This is a genomic window from Prosthecobacter sp. GW821-HT29F12 (assembly GCF_058803405.1).
This window is the reverse complement of the sequence record NZ_CM179517.1, coordinates 3682519-3700603: the sequence shown is the minus strand read 5'-3', so window position 1 is coordinate 3700603 and position 18085 is coordinate 3682519. Positions and strand designations below refer to the sequence as shown.

The following is an 18085-nucleotide window of genomic DNA, read 5'->3' as shown; positions in this document are numbered from 1 at the left end:
AGCATTCAGCCATGCCTGCCACACTTGATGCTGTTGCCAGAGATGCGTTGGTGCTCACTCGCGACGAGCGCCTGATCCTTGCGCGACAGCTGCTTGTCAGCGTGGAGCCAAACGTTGACGAGGGGACGGAGGCTGCCTGGGAGGAAGAGATCGGACAACGCATTCATCGCTTTGATGCTGGGCTTTCCCAGACGGTTCCTGCTTCGGAGGTTTTTGCCCGCCTTGCCGTTATAGCTCCTGGCCGATGAATGGCGGCTTCGAGTTTCTCCCCGAAGCGTTTCGCGAGGTGGAAGAGGCCACTCGCTACTACCAATCCTGCGATCCCGATCTAGGCCTCCGCTTCCGCCAACTAGTCGAAATCGCATGTGTAGCAATTGCCCGTTCACCGCTGCATTGGAATGAGCGGGCAGGTGGTTTCAGGCGGGTGAACTTGAAGGGTTTCCCATATTACGTCGCCTACTTCATACGGGGTGATCGAATCATCATCGCTGCGGTAGCGCATGCGAGCCAACATCCTGATTATTGGAAGCAACGTTCGGGATCAGACCGCTGACTTCCCCATCTTCGCCAGCCTCTCATCACTCTCCAGATGCCCGGCCCAGCCAAAGTGGCATTGAAACTCGAAACAATGCTTCATCTGCTCAAAGGGTCCGGTCCATTCAGGCTTGTTGGATGCGACGGTGATGTCTGAGGGCGCAAATCCCGTGATCGGCAGTCGCTGAATGGCGAAAGCATCGTTAAGCAGCCGGGTCTTTTTCCAATTAAGCCCCATGAGCTGCGCGCTCACACAATCCACCGCCACCGGATGCGTCCCCGCGATGATGACACCGCTGGCCACAGGATCGCATGACATCGGACCATCGCCATCACCGCCGATGATCCCATCCACAATCGTCAGGTAGCGCAGCGGTTTGTCGCGCCGCACGCCGCGCCCGTCGAAGTAGAAGAAGCACTTATGCAGATCCAGGATCATGCGCCAGGCCGTGTTATTGCCATGCCAGTTGCCTGAGCGAACCACCTCCTTGGTGTCTCCGAAGATGACACGCCCCAGCTTCTTCAGCGGCACGAAAAGCTTGGAGAGGAAAAAGCGCCCGAAGAGGATCTTTTTGGCAGTGCGCATCAGCGTGCCTTCCAGCGCCCGCTTGGCGGTAGATTCGGCAAATTGATCTCCACCCTCCGCTGGCGTACCCTCCGTATGGCGCGGCAGCCAGTTCGTGCGCGGCGTGGTTCCCACCAGATTTTTCAGCGCCACGGTGAGACCGACTTTCTTGTGCGTCTTGAGCTTCGGCACATTGATCAGCACGTCCGCATTCATCGGCGTGCGGCAGATGCGGTATTCATGATGCGGGTCGGTATGCTGCCGGTTCGTCGTGGCGAAATCAAACGACGCTCCATACAGCTTGCCCAGGCCAGGATGCCCCAGAAATTCGCTGTCCGCATCCAGATGAATGTCCACAGCCCCGGAGGGATCACTCGGCAGTTCTCGTTTGGCGATGGTCACCCCATCATCAATCGTCCATTCCTCACACCGCATGTCGAACAGCAAAAACGCGACCCCCGGAAACTCCTTCGTGAGATCAGTGATGAGATCATCCAGACGGTGCAGACGGCGGATGGTGGCAAAAGATGAGTCACTCTGTGGCGCATCACACAGCGTCACAGATCCATGTCCCTGCAGCTTCCTCGCGGCCCAGCGCGCGACTTCGCGCACGACGGCGGGATGCGTGATGATCGTGAGCCAGCCCCCTTCATCATCTGGTTTGCTGGCATTGTGCTCCTTCACCCAGTTCGGCTTGATGACCACACGGTCACCCGGAGTGATGAAGTCCGCAGAGAGCTCCAGTGCATTGATCGCGGCTTCAATCTGCTGCCGCAGGGCATCGGCATCGTCATAGCTGGCTTGGCCGCTGAAGACGGAGACTTTGGGGGCGCCGAACGAGGAAGGGGAGAGCGTGTTCACAGGAATCCAGCTATTTAAGAGCGGCACGTTCCCTTTGCAACGCTCCCGCAGCCCTCGAATCTCCCTCATGCAGACATTGATGCGGATCATGTGCGTGCTTTTGACCCTCGCCCTCACGGCGTTGGTCATCGTCATGATCTGGCTGCGGTTTGGGGTCTCGCCCTCCCATTCACTCACGCCGCTCGATCCGGCCTTCGTTCGGCTGACTCCGCTTGAAGTCGCCACCCTGCCTATTGCCACCCGTTTTGACATGCCCATGGGGTCTGAGCACGGCGCCCTCATCTACAATGCCCGGCCTTTTCGCATTTCACGGCACCTTGGCGATGACTTGAACGGCATCGGCGGCGGCAATTCGGATTTGGGCGCTTCGGTCTACGCCTCAGGAGCCGGGCGCGTGGTGTATGCGGGCATTCCAGGACCGGGTTGGGGCAAAATGATCCTCATTGCCCATCGCCTGCCTGAAAGTGATGAACTTGGTCCGGTGATCCAGACCATGTATGCGCATTTGCAGTCGATCCGAGTAGAAGTCGGCCAGCTGGTGCAGCGCGGCGATGAGATCGGCACGGTGGGAACGGCTGAGGGTGCCTATTTGGCACATTTGCATTTCGAAGTGCGGCTTGGTCCTTATGTGAATCCTGGCCAAGGATATGCTGATACTCCCTTGAACCGCGTCGCACCTGAACAGTTCATTCGAGCACATCGGGGTGCTGAAGCAGACTTTCTGAACCCACCGCCAGAAAAAGACTAAAAACCCCAAAAGATGATTTGAAGGAAGCCCATTTGAATCCGTCATTCTTGAAGCTTCTTCAACCCATGCGTTTGACCCGTGCATTTTGCTGTCTGCTTGTCCTGGTGACCACACCAGGGCTCGCTCAGCCAGTGAAATCGACTCCGGCCCAGGTCACCTGCGAGACACTTTGCGGGGAGCTCTTCACTTCGATCCGCATGGAGCCTGACAAGTTGGTGATGCGGCTGGAAGAAGCGCTGATCATCCACGAAGCCTGCGCCGCAGAGATAGTCACCGCCGCCATGGATGCTGTAAATGCAGATCCAGCCCAGGTGCGCAAAATTGTCGAAACGGCGATGGATCTCGCACCCGCTCGTGCAGCCCTGATTACCGCAGCGGTGAAAAACTACACAGCGCCGGTAGTTGTGGCTGCTGCCGAGGAGCAGATGGAGGTCCGTCGCGCCGTCCTGCCCACTGCCGCGCCACCTCAGCCAATGGCGGGAGAGCAGGTGAAGCGTGCAGAACTGCCGTTGCAAACCCGCAGCATTCCCATTGTGGAAGTGCGGCGTGCGGAGCCTGCAGCGCCCATGCAACTCCAGGTGCAAGAACCCGAGTCATCCTTGAAACTGATGGATGTGCCCAAGGCAAAACCGATGAAGTGAGAATGGGGGGCAGTCCCTCCTACTTCGCAGGAATCTCATTCAGCGTGTAATAGCCCACCTTGTGCAGCAGAGGAAGCTTTTCAGTGCTCTTCACTCCATCCAGATGCAACTCATGAATATGGCCTTTGGTCAGTGGCGAGATCGCCAGACGCACGGATTTGCCATCTGCGGCGACGGTTGCGGCGGTGATCTTGGGCAGGATTTCTGAGACTTCATCGCCGCCGTATTGTTCGCGATACGCATACGTAAACTCGCGCATGCTGTAGCTCTTCAAATCACCGGCGGTGGCTGGGTCCACGGGCTGCGTGAAGGTGATCTCAAAGCCGTCCGACTTCGCGTGCATTTCATGCACTTCAAAGGGCGTCTTGCCGGTCCACTCGCACTTTTCAAAGCAGAAGGGCTTTCCACCACGTGCGCCCCAGCCTCGGTCACTGCCTCCGACGAAGACTCGGCCTTCTTCATCCATGCGTCCGCCGATGATGCCGCTGGCAAAGCCGCTGCGGAAGGGAATGACCACCCCCTGCTTGATGCCGTTCACCGTTTCGAGATAGACGCGGCTCAGATTGCTGTGGCTTTGATCCGCCACGAAAAGCTGCTTGCTGAAGGGGCCGAACTTGCCCGCACTGAGATCGCAGATGATGGCGCTGGCGGAGTTGCCGATCTTGCCGTGCACGAGATAAACCGCCGGCGGCAGGAGTTGCTTGATGCGCTCACGTTCCGTCACTATGCGGTCAGGATCTCCTCCTTCGCGTTTGTCTTTGCGGCCTTTGTCACCTTGAAAGGCTTCAGGGATCGGGTCGATCGGACGTGGTCCCATGTTCGGGGCGAGATCATACCAGATGTTGCCGCCCGGATGTCCTTGAAAGCTGCCAGGAACCAGATGCTGCAGCGTGCATGAGCCATGCCACGGTCCTTGATTGTCGCAGTAATACACTTCGCCATCCGCATCGAAACCAATGCCTCCCGGGCTGCGGATGCCGGAGCAGGTGGGCACCATGGTGCCATCAGGTTTGATCCGCAGCGCCCAGCCACGAAACGGCACCGCGCTGCTGAAAGACCCCGTCAGGCACAGAGTCACCCAAAGGTCCCCAGCTTTGTCAAAACGGCTGCCAATGGCGTATTCGTGGTAGTCGCCGGACACGCCCCAGTTGTCGTTCACATTTTCAAAAACATCCGCGCGTCCATCATTGTCGGTGTCCTTGAGCCGGGTGATCTCATAGCGCGTGGTCGCATAGAGATTCTTGTCCTTCGGATTGTACGCAACGCCCAGCACCTCATGCAGGCCCGAAGCAAACAGCTTGTAGCTCACATTGGAGGCATCATTGCTGCCAGCACCGCTGACGATCCAGATCTCACCTCGGCGCGTACCCAGTGCCAGCTTGCCATCCGGCATCAGGTCGATGGAGCCCACCTCCATCGCCGTCTCCTTCGGTGTTTCAAAAGTGGTGATCTTGTAGAAATCAGCTTCCACCGGATCAGCGGCGAAAAGCGGCGTGCAGAGCAGGGAAAGAATGAAAAAGCGTTTCATGGCAGTGCGTGGCGAAAGGATTACTGGACCCACTGGTAGGTGATGGTCATCGTTCCCGCTTTGGCAGGGACAACAAGGTTCTGGCCGGCGAGCTGCGCTCCTTCAGCGGTGATGCGGTAGGGAAGCGGCCCTTTGCTGAAAAAGCTGCCGTCCTTGCTTTCAAACACGCCGCTGCCGATGCGATACCATGCATTGGCTGGGAGCTTGCCACTGACATTGATCGTGCGGATCAGCTTTGCGTTGCCCTCAGGCTTGTTGCCGTTGCCCTCCACTTGGAAGGACTCCTCCACCTCGGCTCCCTGCCACGTATAGCGGAAGGTGGGGCTGCGTTTTGCATCCAGCGAGTAGCCCAGCCAGTGAAAGCCTTCATAGCGTTTGGTCTTGTCCCACTTCGGCCATTCGGCCTCGGGTTTGTCCGTCACAAAAAATGCCGGTGTCACCTCCCCGGTGGGCTGCAGCACATCGTACCCCAGAGGCTTTTCGTGGCCACCACCGCGTGAGTTCCAGTGCCTGGAGGCATCCATGAACGCCCCCCGCCAGATGAGCGCCAGATTCATGCTCTCAGCACTCCACGCAATATTCACTCCTCCAGGATAACCGACTCCAATGCCGCGATTGCCCGCACCTTGAATGAAATTGCGATAGATCACTGCCTCGTCCTTCACCACCAGCGGGATGGGATCGAACTCCTTCTGCTTTTTCGTGCCGCCCTGCCATTTCGGGTGCAGCCACTTGGACATTGGCGTGATTTGCGTGTCCGCGCCTTTCCAGGCCGCATACAGCTCGATCTGTCCGCCGCCTTGGAAATATTCGAGGCGAAACACATGCTCACCCTTTTCCAGTGTTATGCCTGCTTCCTTGATGTCACCCGAAGGGTGAATGCCGTCGTAAGCAAGGATCTCCTTGCCATCGATCAGGATGCGCGAGCCATCATCACTGGAGAGGTAAAAACGATACGAGCCCTTCTTCGGAGCGATGAGCTTGCCGGTAAAGACCACACCGAACTCATTCTTGTAGTCGTCCAGTTTCACCTGAAGCAGGTTGTCCTCGATTTTGCCCTCACGGTGCGGCTTTAATGTGGAGAAATCAGGCAGCTGCTTCCAGTTGCCGAGGTAAAGCGCGAACTGCAGGTCATGCAGCGTGTCTCCCACCGGTGCCACTTTCAGCACGCCGCGCATCGTCAGCGCATGGCCGGGGAAGGTGCAGACATACGGGTAGCTCCCAGCCTTCTCGGGCGCAGAAAAATTAAGGACCTCTTTTTCATGTGGATTGAGCATCTTGGAATGCGCCCAGATGCGTTTGTCGTCGGGCAGCCAGTTGCGCTTCAGGGCCTCCTCCGGCTTTTCCATCTGCTTCATCGCCATGGCGGCGGTGTCGGTTCCCGGCTGGCAGAAGACCAGGTTGTGCGGCAGATCATCCCCGTTTTCAAAAGTGATTTTCACCGGCTGCCCCGGCTGCACCAGCAGTTCGGCAGTGTCGTATTTCATCTGCGCAGTCATCGTCTTGAGCGAAAAGACGGCGGGCTCGACGCCCCGGGCAGTGGCGGCGGCGAGAAGAATGGCGAAAAGCAGGCGGGTCATAAGGAGCGCGTTTAAACGAAGGCGGCGGAGGTTGCCTTGCGAAAAGGCAGCGTCAATGTCCTGAGTTTTATTTCATTCGCACTTTGGGCTTGGCGCATGCCTCGGAATTTGGTTATCTCTCCCCATGCACACTTGGTATCTGCTCAAAGCCTCGGACAAGGAAGTTTATGAAGCCAAAGATCTCGAAACTCTGCGTGGGTGGGCGGCTGACGCCAAGATTTCTCCGCTCGACAAGATCTCCAGCGACAACCGCATGAGCTGGCAGCGTGCGCCGATGATCCCTGAACTGCAGATGGACCTGCTGGTGCAGATGCCGGACAATTACCTTTACGGCCCGACGAACGTGGCGACGATCCAGGAATTCATGGCCACTGGCGAGATCGATGAAAATGTGACCATCATCAACTGCCTCGACAACAAAGAGTCGCGCCTGGCGGATCTCTCCTGGTTTCAGGCCAGCCCGCATCATATTCGCAGCGCCGCCACCACCCTGATCGGCACCGGGCGCCCGGATGAAAAGAGCGGCATGGGAGACGTCATGCAGCAGTCGCGCATCTCCACGCTGGAAAAGCAGGTGATGGAACTGCAGCGCGTGGTGGATGAATGGCAGCAGGCTTACAACGGCCTGCGCCAGCAGTATGTCGAAGCCACCGGCCGCGAGCCGATGTGATCCGTATCAGGCTTCGTCGGTTGTATCGCCGCTGTTCATGCCGGGGAGGTCCTTGGCTTTGTCCGCATAGCGGTCGAAACGATTGGAAAGGATCAGCAGCGTCGGCGCCCACAGGCCGATGAAAATGCCCAGGCGTTCGGCGTGCGCCGCCTGCTCGGGCGTTTCGCCGTTAAAAAACCACCAACTCCAGATGGAGAGGATGACGGAGAGCATGCCCGCTTGGAAGCAGATCGTACTGAGCGTGCGGCAGATGGAAGGGTTCATAATTGAAAGTCTGCCACGCATCAACGCTCCTCGGCAAGCAATCCCCGTTCTCAGCACAAATCCGGCGGACTAAATCGCAGCCGCAGGCGCGTGGTGTATGTGGGAGCTTGAGAGAAGGCCAGGCTGAGGCATATTGTATCCAATGATTTCCCCTGCTGACATCCGCTGCGCGACCGCTCCGGTGAGACCGCGGCAGCCCCGCGTGGCTCCGCACCAGCCGCGTGTGCAGCCGCTGACGGCTCCGCCCGCGATGGAGCCCCCCTGGCATGTCATCCTGCTGGATGATGATTTTCACACTTTCGAATACGTGGTCGAAATGCTGCATGCCATCTTTGGGCATTCGCGAGAGCTCGGCAAGCGCATGGCCGATGAGGTGAACGACACGGGCCGCGTGATCGTGGCCACAGTTCACAAAGAGCTGGCGGAACTGCGGCAGCAGCAGATTGAGGAATTCGGGCCTGATCCGCACGAAAATACACCCCAAGGCCAGGTCTCCATGAAGGCTTTGATCGAGTGCTCGGAGTAGCCGCAGGGCTCAGCTTTTTCCTCGCGGTTCCGGAATGCCGCACAGAATCAGGATGGAAACCACCGACATCACCGCCGCGAGGCAGGCGACGAGGTAAAACGAGCCGCTGAGAGAGTAAATCACTCCGCCCAGACTCGTCGCGATCATCAGCGACCACACATTGCAGAATCCAAGAATGGCCTGCAATGTCGAACGGCGTTCCGTAGGGCAGAGTTCTGCGGTCAGCGTCAGATCGCCCACCCGGTCAAGGAACAGGCCAAAGCCGAGGATGAAGTAAGCGGCGGTGAAGCCGCCAAATGAATGCGTCAGGCTGGACCAGATGCACATGGTGATGCAGATGAGGCGGGAGAGAATCAGCAGCACCCTGCCACCTTTATGATATCCCAGCCAGGCCGCGAGCAGGCTGCCAAGAATGGTGCCGATGTTCTGGAAGGTAACGAAGCTGCCCTCATCCGCCTCCGGTCTGCCTGTGGTATGCAGCGCATGCAGGGTGAGAAATGAAACCACCATCAAATAGCCCATGCCGGTGAAACGTGCTGCGATCAGCTTGAGCAGCTGCGGATGTTTGCCCAGCAGGCCGGGCAGACTGCGCAGATAGCTCCAGTAGCTGCCTGAGTGCGGATGGTAATGGCGTGCCGCCGGCAGTTCACGCATGAACGACTGGGACAACCACGAAAGAAACAAAAAGCCAAACGTGATCAGGTGCAGCACCGCGTAGCCGCGCTGTCCGGGAGCATGGGTGAGCACCTGATGGATCACCGCTCCTGCCACCATGCCAATGCACGCCTGGGTGATGTAGCGCGCGGCCCAGCCTGCGGCGCGGACACGCTCCGGCACCATGCGCGTGACCATTTCCATCCAGGCCACCACACCCACACCGCCAATGAGGCCGGAGACCACCGGCGTCAGCACCACCACGGGCAGCAGCCACGGTCCGGCATCCTGCCAGAACCACAGCACCAGCCCCGTGATGAGGTAGGGCAGTCGTTGCAGCAGACCAAAGCTCATCACCCACAGCTTGAACTTCGTGAGTCGTTCCACCAGCGGTGACACAAACAGTCCCGCCATGGCAAACGCCGCAGGCAGGATCGCCGGCATGATCGCGATGATCGCCGATCGTCCCCCCAGCTGCTCCACCATTTTGGGCATCACCGTCTCCGGCTGCAGAAACGCCACTCCACCCATGTACAACCCGCCTTCCAGGCAGTGGCAGATGAAGTTCCGCCGCACGACCTGCGGGTGATGCTGTTGAGGTGAGACTGCGGTGTCGGGTGGCATCGCTGGAGAGATCGCATCGTGGCGTGGACTGGCCCTAAAGGAAAGCGAATCGTCTTTTACCTTTCATGGGTGCTTTCCCAATCTGAAAAAAACGGTGAGCAGTCTTGCGTTGGGTTCGCTCTGCTGGTTCAATCTCTTCAGATACCAAACCCATCGCACGCCATGACACTCAATCCCAAACTCACCAAGCTGCTCAATGAGCAGATCAACAACGAAATGTCCTCCAGCTATGTCTATCTCGCCATGGCGGGGTGGTTTGAGCGGACTCCTTATGCGGGCTTTGCTCAGTGGATGTTTGCCCAGAGCCGCGAGGAGACCATGCATGCGCTGAAGTTTTACCAGTACCTCGTGGATCGTGATGCCAAAGTGGAGCTGCAGCCCATCGAGAAGCCGAAGATGGACTACAAATCGGTGATGGACGCCTTTCAACACAGCCTGAAGCAGGAAGAAAAGGTCACCCAGCAGATCAATGACTTGTACGAAGTGGCGGAGCAGGTCAAAGACCACGCTTCGAAAAACCTCCTGCTCTGGTTCCTCAATGAGCAGATGGAAGAAGAGAAGACCGTGCGCGACATGCTCGACCGCCTCAAACTTGCTGGCGATGACCCGGCCAGCCTCCTCGTCCTTGACCGCGAAGCGGGCAGCCGAAAGTCCGCAGGCGGTGGTTCCCGCCCCAGCATGGCTGGCGGTGGTGCTTGAGACTGACGCTTTTTACGGCAGCAACTGCATATCCCACGGCCACAACGGTGTGTACGTGGCGGATTCAACCCAGCCGCGCACGTGGTCGTCGCCGCTGGGGACTTCCACATAGCTCCAGGCTCCGCGTTTTTCGAGCAAACGCACCTGGCTGCCGGGTGGGAGCGCAATGACATTGCCGGACGTGATTGTGGCGGCGGTGTAGGCGCTGACTTCGCGCGCCGTGACCACCATCACATCCTTCACGCGGTCTCCCGGCACGGGCCGGATGGATGCGAAAGTGGCGGAAGGGATGAAAACCAGCAGACCGATGATGCTGAAAATCAGTGCAGAAGCACCGCCGCTGCCGCCTTTCTGTGAGGCGGCAAGAATCCAGCGCATGAGCGCCAGCAGAATGATCCATACGCCTGCGGATGCGGCGATGACCCAGGTGTTTTTGTTCAGCAGCAGACTCCACTCAGCCAGCGGAGAGTCCTCACCGAATCGGAAGAATCGCAGCTTTTCATCAAGGTGTCGCAGGTTCTGCCGCACTTCGGGATTCAAAGGGTCCAGCAGCTGCGCACGCTGGTACCACAGCGCCGCACGCCCCATGTCTTCCTGACGGTACCGGGCGTTGGCGATGAGAGTGAAAACCGCAGAGCTCAAGGCGGGGGGCTGCTGCTTGGTGAGTGATTCAGCCAGGTACTGTGCTTGGGTGAATTTGCCTTTTTCCAGAGCCTCGCGTGCCTGCTGATACACTTCATCAGGGGAAGCATCCGCGGCACCGGCATGGAGTGAAAGCGTGGCCAGGGTTGCGATGAGCAGTGCGGTGCGTTTCAGCAGCGGTGACAGTGTGGACAGGATGCGGCTGCGTTCGCTCGCGCTAAGCGCTTGTCCCGAGGTGGGGGCTCCGGTGAAGCTTTGGGTCTCATAACGGCGGATGATCTGCCGCAGTTCCTCGTCCTTCACTTCTCCCGGCTGGCTGCGGTGAATGAAGTGGGCGGCGCGCTGCAGGAAATCACGATCCGCGAGATTGCTTTCCTCCAGCCCATGCCACAATTGCTGCAGTTCGCCCCGCAGTCCGCTCGTTGCTTCGGCTCGATGTCGGCGGAACCACGTGAACAGCGCTACCAGAATCACGAGTGCCGCAGGGATCGACTGAATGGCCCAAAAACGTGCGCTGGTGGTCAGGGGTGGACTGACGGCGGTCGTGCTCAGCCACCGTGCCTTGGCCGGAACGTTCATGAGGATGTCGCTGATCTGCGGCTTGGGCTGCTGCACAGGTGGCGGCTTGGGTGCCTCTCCACTGCCGCTGCTTTCCACACCCGCAGCAGCTGCCGCCATGACGCCTGGCTTGATGCGCAGCGCAATCGGCGGCGTGCGTGCGGCCACGTATTTCTTCTGCGTCGGACTGAAGTAGCTCAGCTCAAACGGTGGCAGCTCGGGATGCACTTTCTCCGGCACAAAGACCATCGAATAACCGATACGGCGCTGCATCGCGGGCGTGAGATTGGGGTCGATCGGGCCGTCCACATTGTAACGCCGCGGGGGGTAGGCCTTCCAACCCTCAGGTGGCATCAGGCCGGGTGCGTTGAGCGCGTCGAAATTGCCTGAGCCATCGATGGTGATGTCCACCGCCAGCGGATCACCCACGCTGAGTTCGTTAGGTGTGGCCGTGGCGCTGATGCTGAAATCACCGACCGCACCGCTGAAGTTTGCGGGCTTGCCCTCGGTCGGAAGCGGCAGAACCTTGATCTTCACCTCCTGGCTTTTAACCACTTGCTTGCGTGGCTCCGCTCCACCCATGATCATGCCAAACGGCAGGCCCCGGCTCATCTGCCTCTGGGTGGTTTCGTCAAACACCTCGTACAACAGCTCACAAGTGGCAGGGCCCACTTTTAGATCTCCAGCATGAAGTGCGGAAAGCGTACTCCGGTAAGTGATGACCACGTAGTCAATGTCGTTGATGCGCTGTGGGTTCTGGTCGGCCTGCTGCGGAAAGCGGGCGATGGCAAAATCACTCTTGTTCACTTCGATCAGGCCGACTCGGCGCAGCATCACACTGCCGCGTGGCACAAACAGGCTGGCACTGATGGGAACCACCTCGCCCTGATAGACCTCCGTCTTGCCCACTTCGATCTGAAACAGCGGTATGGTGGGATCTTCGGCTGCATTGGGAGCAGCCGTTGGCGATTCACTGACGATCAGGCGAACCTCATTGGTTTTGAGGATCTCTCCATTAACAAGCACCTCCTGCGGTGGAATGACAAACTCGCCGGGTTCGTTGCTGGCGACACCCCAGACGAACTGCGAGGAGATGATCTGCTGCGCACCTTGAATGTCGATTTTCTGCCGGGTGGAGAGAGCAGTGGTCAGGCCTACTTGCACCGGGAGTCGCAGTTCGGGTTCTTTTTGGATGATGCCGTTTTGCACGGTGATCACGTAACTGACTTCCTGCCCGGTGCGCGCATGGTCTGGCTGGAGATAAGCGCGCACCGTTGCTGCAGAGGCACTGGAAATGAGGAAAGTCAGGAAGAGCAGAGCCTGCATCAAGATGGAATGAGGGATGCGCTTCCAAGGACGAACTCCCTGAATGCCGGTCATGGCTGCGGACCGTGCCTGGATTGAGTGGGGATGGAGGCTTTGAATCATTCGAGCTTGGAAATTTCGTTCGTCATTGCCGGAGGCGGCGGCTCACCAGTCTTTTTTATTCGGCGGCGGGGTGTGGTAGCGGTTGGTCAGCGGCGCTGTGATCTCGTCCATGTACTGACGGATGATCCCTTCCGCCTCCCCGGGGGTATAGCCGGTGCGCGGGTTGCGTTGGTCAGACAGACCTTCCTTGGCTGTTTTTTTCTTTTCGTCTCCGCCAGGCTTTTCGCCTTCTTTGCCCTTCGTGCCTTCTTTTTCGCCTGGGTTGCTGCCAGCGGCCTGGAGCCGGCCTTCGGGCAATTCTTTGGCATCCTTGCCGCCGATGCCGTCATCAGCCTCCTTCTTTTCACCTTTGCCCTCTTTTTGTTCCTTGGGTTCCCCCTCACCATTAGGGTCGCTGCCTTCTTTGCCTGCTTCTCCCTCGTCTCCCTCTTCACCTTGCTGGCCTTGACCCTTGTCGCCTTTTTGCCCCTTCTTGCCTTTGTCGCCTTTTTTGCCCTGCTTCTCTTCCATCTGCTTCATCACCTCGCGCAGCTGGGCCAGCATTTTGTCCACATGTTCCCGGTTCTCGCGCAGTTCCTTGTTTTCAGGGTCCAGGTCCTGCGCTGCTTCCAGATGGCGCAGCGCGTCGGTCCAGCGTTGCAGCGTGATCTTCGGCTGCTGCTGCAGGCCTCGCACGCCTTGATCATACAGCGTCTGGCCGAGACCGCGGTGCGCTCGTGCACGCAGGGACTTGTCCTGCGTGTGGAGTACTTCGCTGAAATTCTTGACGCTGCCATCGTAGTTGGTCAGGTCATGCTCCGCCGTGGCCAGACCGTAGAGGAGTTCCTCCCGGGAATGCGCGTCGAAGTCCTCGCGTTCCAGCAGCGTTCCATAAAGGTCACGAGCTTTTTTGAATTCCCCGCCCTTGAGTGCCTTGAGCGCATCATCCGGTGTGGGCCCGCTCGTTGAAAAAAGAGCGGCCAGCATTTCTCCTGCTCCAGCGGCTTGTGCAGGTGGTGCAGGTGCAAAGGCGGCAACAGCCAGTGCCAGCACGACCGGGCGTGCGGCAGGGCGGGGCAGGGCGCTGATGATCCAGGCGAGCATGAGCAGGAATATACCCAGACTCAGCGGCCAGGCAAAGCGCTCAATCGGCCTCGAAGTCTGCCGGTTGGCGGACTCTTGCTCCGTCAGACGGTCGAGCACAGGCTGGATGGACTGTCGGCTGAGCGGCCGGGTATCAAGTTTCAGGAAGCGTCCGCCGGTGGCGGTGGCCAGTTGTTGCAGCACACCGCTTTGCAGTTGTGACCGCACCACATTGCCGGCCTCGTCTCGGATGTAATCACCTTCCACCTCAGGGTTTGGAATGAGCGTGCCTGTTTCGGTGCCTACCCCTACGGTGACGACAACGATTCCCGCCGCAGTGAGCCGTTGGATGTAAGGAACGAGGTTTGCATCGGCGTCCCCGCCGTCGCTGAAAATGACCAGCGCGTAATTGCTCTTGGGCAGGCCTTTGATGGCCCGCAGCGTTACCTCCAGCAGATCAGCCAGATTGCTCCCTCCCCACTCGATGATCGTGTGGTCGAAGGCCAGCAACGACTCAATGATGGCGTCATGGTCGGTCGTGAGCGGAGCCTGCAGGTAGGCTCGCCCGGCAAAGGCCAGCAGGCCCACGCGCTCTCCGCTGAGCTCCATCACAAGGTCATGCGCTGCCAGTCGTGCCCGCGTGAGGCGGTCTGGTGGCACATCCCGCGCGAGCATGGACCGTGAGGTGTCGATGGCGATGAAGATGTTGCGCCCCTTGTCAGGAACCTCGAGCTTTTCCTCCCCCCAGCGCGGTTGGGCCACAGCGACGACGAGGCAGGCCATGGCCATGATGTACAAACCATACACCAGCCATGAACGCCACAGCGAGCGGCCCATGACGAGCGCCGGGCGCAGACGCACCGCCGTGAAAAGGCGTTCTGCTTTGGAGGCATGTCCATCCACCAGTAGCTTCATTCCCACCAGCGCGGGAATGAGCAGCAGGAACCAGAGCAGATGTTGATGGGCAAAACTCATGACAATCAGGTGGCGACCGGCTCAGGGGCCGAGTGCAAAACGGTCAAAGACAGCAGCAGCGCGAGAAACAACGCGATGGCGGAAACGGCGAGCGGCCAGGGAAACAGCTCTTCGGTTTCGATGATTTTGTGATGCTCGATTTTGGTTTTTTCGAGCTTGTCGATGGTGCCAAACACATCGCTGAGCGAACTCAGGTTTTGCGCCATGTAGAACTGTCCGTTGCCGATGGCCGCGACCTCTTTGAGCGTCCCTTCATCAAACAACTGCTGCCCCACCGGCGTGAACGTGCCGCGCCGGGGATCGGGGATGCTGTGAATGCCCGGTGTGCCGATGGCGATGGTGTAGATCTTGATGCCCAGCGTAGCCGCCAGTTTCGCTGCATCCTGCGGGCTGAGGCGCCCGGAATTGTTCGCGCCATCCGTCAGCAGCACGATGACTTTGCTCGGCGATTTTTCACGGCGCATGCGGTTGGCCGCGGACGCGATGCCGGACCCGATGGCGGTGCCGTCACCCACGCGCTGGGTCTGCACACGGTCGAGATTGTTGATCAGCCAGTCGCGGTCCAGCGTAAGCGGGCAGGGCAGGTAGGTTTCCCCGGCAAAGGCCACGATGCCGATTTTGTCACTGCGGCGCCCTTTGATGAAGTCCGACATCACGCGCTTGGCCGCCGTAAGTCGGTTCACGGGCTGTCCCCCGATGTAGAAGTCTTCAATCAGCATCGACAGCGATACGTCCACCGTCAGCATGATCGAGATGCCATCCGCTTTCTCCTCTTCGTAGGACAAGATTTTCTGCGGTCGAGACAGCGCCACGATGCCAAAGATCAGGCTGGTTAAAATCAATCCAAAGACGAAGCCGCCAAGACTGCTGCGTGCCGGCCTCCCGAGTTCACCCAGCAGGGAGGCTGTGGGAAATTTGATGGCAGCCCGTTTGCCGCGTGCACCACGCAACATCGCGAGCAGTGGCACCAGGGGCAGCAGCAGCAGCCACAGCGGGTGGAAAATCTGAAATGCAGGAAAGCCCGGTATGATCATGGTTTCTCCTCCTGCATGCGTGCGAGCGCTTGATCGATGAGCATCGTCGATTCCTCTTCCGTACGTGGGGCTGGCATGAAGGAAATCTCGTCACACAAATGAGCCACCGGCTCAAACCGTTCGCGCCACAATCCCTGGGACCTCGGCACCGGCATGCCGGGCTGTCGGTCTGTTTTGCCTTCAAACAGTTCACGTGTTGTGCGCGCTGGCGCCGGCACGGAGTAGCGTTCCTGCAGGTAGCGCCGCAGGATCTGCGAGATCCGGTGGCTCATGTCCTGCGGCGGGATGGTTTGAATGCGTGCGCGCAGTTCATTCAAGGCACGAAAGGCTGAGCTCCATGGCTGCCGCAGAGGCGCTGATGGCGTCTCTTTCGGGCGCACCAGCAGCCAGACGATCAGGGCGATCAATAGACAAAGCAGCAGCACGGTCGCCCAGGGAATCCACCAGGGCGGCGGCAGTTGCACGCTGTCAGGCGGTGGCAGATCAGGATGCGGCAACGGGGGCGGCCCCTGAAATTGCGCCAATAGGATATGCAGGAAGTGCAGCGGTGGCTTCATCCGCGTTTCCTCCTTTTGCGCGAACGAAAATAGGCCTTCAGGGCAGGCGCGTAGTCCTCGTCAGTGCGCACGGTGATGCGCTCCACGCCGCAGCGCCGCAGCAGGTGCACCAGCGCGTTCTGTCGTTCCGCCAGACGTTGTTCATACTGCTCGCGGACGGCCGGATGGGAGGTGTTGACGAGAAATTGCTCCCCGGTCTCCGGGTCTTCGAGGCAGACGCGGCCTGCGTCTGGCAGCGTGATTTCACGCGGGTCCAGAATCTGCGCCGCCACCACATCATGTTTCGCCGCCACAGCCCGCAGACTTTTCTCCCAGGCATGATCGGGGGTGATAAAATCCGAAACCAGGATCACCAGCGCCCGATGGGCGATGCGTTCGAGCGCAAGATCAAGCGCGGGCTTGATGTCCGTGCCGTGCCTCTTGGGTTCATTGTTTAAAATGTCACGCAGGATGCGCAGGGCATGCGGCGCTCCTTTTCGTGCGGGCAGGTAGTGCTCGATGCCGTCGGAAAACAGCGTGAGCCCCACCTTGTCCTGGTTCTGCACGGCGCTGAAGGCAAACACCGCCGCAATCTCCGCCGCACGTTCGCGCTTCGAGTCCTCCTGGCTGCCGTAGTCACCGGAGCCGCTGACATCAACGCAGATCATCACCGTCAGCTCACGTTCCTCGACATATTTTCGCACAAACGGATCGTTCATGCGCGCAGTCACATTCCAGTCAATGAAGCGCACATCGTCCCCGGGTTGGTACTCCCGGAAATCATCAAACTCGATTCCCTGGCCCTTGAATCGTGAGTGATACTGGCCGCCCAGCATCTCCTTCACCATGCCTCGCGTGAGCAGCTCGATGCGCCGCACGCGCTTGAGGATGCGCGTGAGTCTGGCGTCGTTGTCGTTCTGCACAGTTTCCCCGTTCACAGTGTGGGCGGTGTTAAGGAACAGGCAGCTTGTCGAGGAGTGTCTTCACCACATCATCCGTCGTCACCCCTTCAGCTTCGGCTTCATAAGAAAGCAGAATACGGTGGCGCAGGATGTCCGGGGCGAGATCTTTGATATCCTGCGGAATGACGTAGTTGCGGCCGTTCAGGAAGGCCAGCGCCTTGGCGGCCAGCGCCAGATTGATCGTGCCGCGCGGTGATGCGCCGCAGCGGATGAGCAGCTTCAGGTGCGGGGCCAGCGCCTCAGGGTGGCGCGTCGCATGGATCAGAGCCACGATGTAATCGCGGATCTTTTCATCCATGAACAAATCGTTCACCACCACGCGGCTGGCGCTGATCGCCGTCACGTCGGTGACTTGGTTCACATCGAGTTTCGGCGCAGAAGTGGCCATCGCATCCAGCACCATGCGTTCTTCCACGGGTGTCGGATAGGTGACGCGTATTTTGAGCAGGAAGCGGTCGAGCTGGGCTTCTGGCAGCGTGTACGTGCCCTCCTGGTCGATCGGATTCTGCGTGGCTAGCACCATGAAGGGGTCGGGCAGCTTGTGCGTGTTTTCACCGATGGTGACCTGCCGCTCCTGCATGGCTTCCAGCAGGGCGCTCTGCACCTTGGCCGGTGCGCGGTTGATTTCATCTGCCAGCACCAGATTGGCAAAGATCGGCCCCAGTCGCGGTGTGAAGGTGCCGTCTTTTGGATGGTACACCATGGTGCCGATGACATCCGCAGGCAGCAGGTCGGGTGTGAACTGAATGCGCTGGAATTTGGCTTTCAACGTTCCCGACAAAGTGCGCACGGCCAGTGTCTTGGCGATGCCCGGCACACCTTCGAGCAAAACGTGCCCGTTGGTCAGCAGCGCCACCAGCAGGCGGTCCACCAAGGCGGTCTGCCCGATCAGCACGCGGGCGATTTCGGTTCGGAGCGGAGCCACCCAGAGGGAGGCTTTGGCGATGGCTTCCTGATCAGGAACAGCAGGGGGGGCGACGGAGGCGGGCATGTG

At 59.2% G+C, this 18085-nt stretch carries 18 protein-coding genes; 7 read left to right on the top strand and 11 right to left on the bottom strand.

The genetic code is table 11. The features are described 5' to 3' along the window. Positions 1–11: 11 nt before the first annotated feature. Both AC3RLQ_RS15235 and AC3RLQ_RS15230 read left to right on the top strand, forming a co-directional pair. Positions 12–248, top strand: coding sequence for an addiction module protein (locus tag AC3RLQ_RS15235; protein WP_493038493.1), 237 nt, complete (start codon positions 12–14; stop codon positions 246–248). Further along, on the top strand, positions 245–553 hold the full coding sequence (locus AC3RLQ_RS15230; protein WP_493038491.1) for a type II toxin-antitoxin system RelE/ParE family toxin: 309 nt from the start codon (positions 245–247) through the stop codon (positions 551–553). The genes AC3RLQ_RS15235 and AC3RLQ_RS15230 overlap by 4 nt, the downstream gene beginning before the upstream one ends. Here the strand turns inward: AC3RLQ_RS15230 and AC3RLQ_RS15225 are convergent. Continuing rightward, complete coding sequence (locus AC3RLQ_RS15225) at positions 542–1960, bottom strand: DUF362 domain-containing protein (protein WP_493038489.1); 1419 nt, start codon at positions 1958–1960, stop codon at positions 542–544. The two genes, AC3RLQ_RS15230 and AC3RLQ_RS15225, sit on opposite strands and share 12 nt — an antisense overlap. Before the next feature lie 121 nt (positions 1961–2081). Here AC3RLQ_RS15225 and AC3RLQ_RS15220 point away from each other — a divergent pair, with 121 nt between their 5' ends. Together AC3RLQ_RS15220 and AC3RLQ_RS15215 are read left to right on the top strand one after the other, a co-directional pair. After that, on the top strand, positions 2082–2708 hold the full coding sequence (locus AC3RLQ_RS15220; RefSeq protein WP_493038487.1) for a M23 family metallopeptidase: 627 nt from the start codon (positions 2082–2084) through the stop codon (positions 2706–2708). A 65-nt stretch (positions 2709–2773) separates the two neighbouring features. After that, positions 2774–3349, top strand: coding sequence for a hypothetical protein (locus AC3RLQ_RS15215; RefSeq protein ID WP_493038485.1), 576 nt, complete (start codon positions 2774–2776; stop codon positions 3347–3349). 19 nt (positions 3350–3368) lie between these two features. On the opposite strand, the gene AC3RLQ_RS15210 is transcribed toward AC3RLQ_RS15215, so the two are convergent. Further along, positions 3369–4877: a DUF7133 domain-containing protein gene (locus AC3RLQ_RS15210; RefSeq protein ID WP_493038483.1), complete on the bottom strand. Its 1509-nt coding sequence runs from the start codon at positions 4875–4877 to the stop codon at positions 3369–3371. Positions 4878–4897: 20 nt separating this feature from the next. Next, positions 4898–6457, bottom strand: coding sequence for a PA14 domain-containing protein (locus AC3RLQ_RS15205; protein ID WP_493038481.1), 1560 nt, complete (start codon positions 6455–6457; stop codon positions 4898–4900). 124 nt (positions 6458–6581) lie between these two features. Between AC3RLQ_RS15205 and AC3RLQ_RS15200 the strand changes: the two genes are divergently transcribed. Next, entirely contained in the window at positions 6582–7127 is a 546-nt protein-coding gene (locus AC3RLQ_RS15200) for a hypothetical protein (RefSeq protein ID WP_397382139.1), read from the top strand. Between the two features lie 6 nt (positions 7128–7133). Here the strand turns inward: AC3RLQ_RS15200 and AC3RLQ_RS15195 are convergent, their stop codons facing one another. Further along, positions 7134–7391 carry a hypothetical protein gene (locus AC3RLQ_RS15195; protein ID WP_493038479.1) on the bottom strand — a complete coding sequence of 86 codons (258 nt, stop codon included), beginning with the start codon at positions 7389–7391 and terminating at the stop codon, positions 7134–7136. A gap of 142 nt (positions 7392–7533) precedes the next feature. Between AC3RLQ_RS15195 and AC3RLQ_RS15190 the strand changes: the two genes are divergently transcribed. After that, positions 7534–7917 (top strand): ATP-dependent Clp protease adaptor ClpS, encoded by a 384-nt coding sequence (locus tag AC3RLQ_RS15190; protein WP_493038477.1) that lies wholly within the window; start codon positions 7534–7536, stop codon positions 7915–7917. Between the two features lie 9 nt (positions 7918–7926). Here AC3RLQ_RS15190 and AC3RLQ_RS15185 read toward each other — a convergent pair whose 3' ends face one another. Next, a complete protein-coding gene (locus tag AC3RLQ_RS15185; RefSeq protein WP_493038475.1) occupies positions 7927–9195 on the bottom strand; it encodes an MFS transporter in 1269 nt (422 codons plus the stop codon). A 162-nt stretch (positions 9196–9357) separates the two neighbouring features. On the opposite strand from AC3RLQ_RS15185, the gene AC3RLQ_RS15180 reads away from it, so the two are divergent. Next, positions 9358–9894, top strand: a complete 537-nt coding sequence (locus tag AC3RLQ_RS15180) for a ferritin (protein WP_422320071.1) — start codon at positions 9358–9360, stop codon at positions 9892–9894. A 12-nt stretch (positions 9895–9906) separates the two neighbouring features. Here AC3RLQ_RS15180 and AC3RLQ_RS15175 read toward each other — a convergent pair whose 3' ends face one another. From AC3RLQ_RS15175 to AC3RLQ_RS15150, 6 genes are all read right to left on the bottom strand, one after another. After that, positions 9907–12474, bottom strand: a complete 2568-nt coding sequence (locus AC3RLQ_RS15175) for a hypothetical protein (protein ID WP_493038473.1) — start codon at positions 12472–12474, stop codon at positions 9907–9909. A 90-nt stretch (positions 12475–12564) separates the two neighbouring features. Continuing rightward, positions 12565–14559: a VWA domain-containing protein gene (locus AC3RLQ_RS15170; protein ID WP_493038471.1), complete on the bottom strand. Its 1995-nt coding sequence runs from the start codon at positions 14557–14559 to the stop codon at positions 12565–12567. A 5-nt stretch (positions 14560–14564) separates the two neighbouring features. Further along, positions 14565–15593: a VWA domain-containing protein gene (locus AC3RLQ_RS15165; RefSeq protein ID WP_493038469.1), complete on the bottom strand. Its 1029-nt coding sequence runs from the start codon at positions 15591–15593 to the stop codon at positions 14565–14567. Then, positions 15590–16150: a DUF4381 family protein gene (locus tag AC3RLQ_RS15160; protein WP_493038467.1), complete on the bottom strand. Its 561-nt coding sequence runs from the start codon at positions 16148–16150 to the stop codon at positions 15590–15592. Before AC3RLQ_RS15160 ends, AC3RLQ_RS15165 begins: the two co-directional genes overlap by 4 nt. Beyond that, positions 16147–17067 (bottom strand): DUF58 domain-containing protein, encoded by a 921-nt coding sequence (locus AC3RLQ_RS15155; protein WP_493038465.1) that lies wholly within the window; start codon positions 17065–17067, stop codon positions 16147–16149. Before AC3RLQ_RS15155 ends, AC3RLQ_RS15160 begins: the two co-directional genes overlap by 4 nt. Positions 17068–17080: 13 nt before the next feature. Then, complete coding sequence (locus AC3RLQ_RS15150) at positions 17081–18082, bottom strand: AAA family ATPase (protein WP_397383846.1); 1002 nt, start codon at positions 18080–18082, stop codon at positions 17081–17083. Between the last annotated feature and the right edge of the window lie 3 nt (positions 18083–18085).

Excerpts from the sequence above, each read along its gene's own strand:
- AC3RLQ_RS15235 (WP_493038493.1), top strand. The coding sequence starts at position 12 with ATGCCTGCCACACTTGATGCTGTTGCCAGAGATGCGTTGGTGCTCACT.
- AC3RLQ_RS15230 (WP_493038491.1), top strand. The coding sequence starts at position 245 with ATGAATGGCGGCTTCGAGTTTCTCCCCGAAGCGTTTCGCGAGGTGGAA.
- AC3RLQ_RS15215 (WP_493038485.1), top strand. The coding sequence starts at position 2,774 with ATGCGTTTGACCCGTGCATTTTGCTGTCTGCTTGTCCTGGTGACCACA.
- AC3RLQ_RS15210 (WP_493038483.1), bottom strand. The coding sequence starts at position 4,877 with ATGAAACGCTTTTTCATTCTTTCCCTGCTCTGCACGCCGCTTTTCGCC.
- AC3RLQ_RS15205 (WP_493038481.1), bottom strand. The coding sequence starts at position 6,457 with ATGACCCGCCTGCTTTTCGCCATTCTTCTCGCCGCCGCCACTGCCCGG.
- AC3RLQ_RS15200 (WP_397382139.1), top strand. The coding sequence starts at position 6,582 with ATGCACACTTGGTATCTGCTCAAAGCCTCGGACAAGGAAGTTTATGAA.
- AC3RLQ_RS15195 (WP_493038479.1), bottom strand. The coding sequence starts at position 7,391 with ATGAACCCTTCCATCTGCCGCACGCTCAGTACGATCTGCTTCCAAGCG.
- AC3RLQ_RS15190 (WP_493038477.1), top strand. The coding sequence starts at position 7,534 with ATGATTTCCCCTGCTGACATCCGCTGCGCGACCGCTCCGGTGAGACCG.
- AC3RLQ_RS15185 (WP_493038475.1), bottom strand. The coding sequence starts at position 9,195 with ATGCCACCCGACACCGCAGTCTCACCTCAACAGCATCACCCGCAGGTC.
- AC3RLQ_RS15180 (WP_422320071.1), top strand. The coding sequence starts at position 9,358 with ATGACACTCAATCCCAAACTCACCAAGCTGCTCAATGAGCAGATCAAC.
- AC3RLQ_RS15175 (WP_493038473.1), bottom strand. The coding sequence starts at position 12,474 with ATGACCGGCATTCAGGGAGTTCGTCCTTGGAAGCGCATCCCTCATTCC.
- AC3RLQ_RS15170 (WP_493038471.1), bottom strand. The coding sequence starts at position 14,559 with ATGAGTTTTGCCCATCAACATCTGCTCTGGTTCCTGCTGCTCATTCCC.
- AC3RLQ_RS15165 (WP_493038469.1), bottom strand. The coding sequence starts at position 15,593 with ATGATCATACCGGGCTTTCCTGCATTTCAGATTTTCCACCCGCTGTGG.
- AC3RLQ_RS15160 (WP_493038467.1), bottom strand. The coding sequence starts at position 16,150 with ATGAAGCCACCGCTGCACTTCCTGCATATCCTATTGGCGCAATTTCAG.
- AC3RLQ_RS15150 (WP_397383846.1), bottom strand. The coding sequence starts at position 18,082 with ATGCCCGCCTCCGTCGCCCCCCCTGCTGTTCCTGATCAGGAAGCCATC.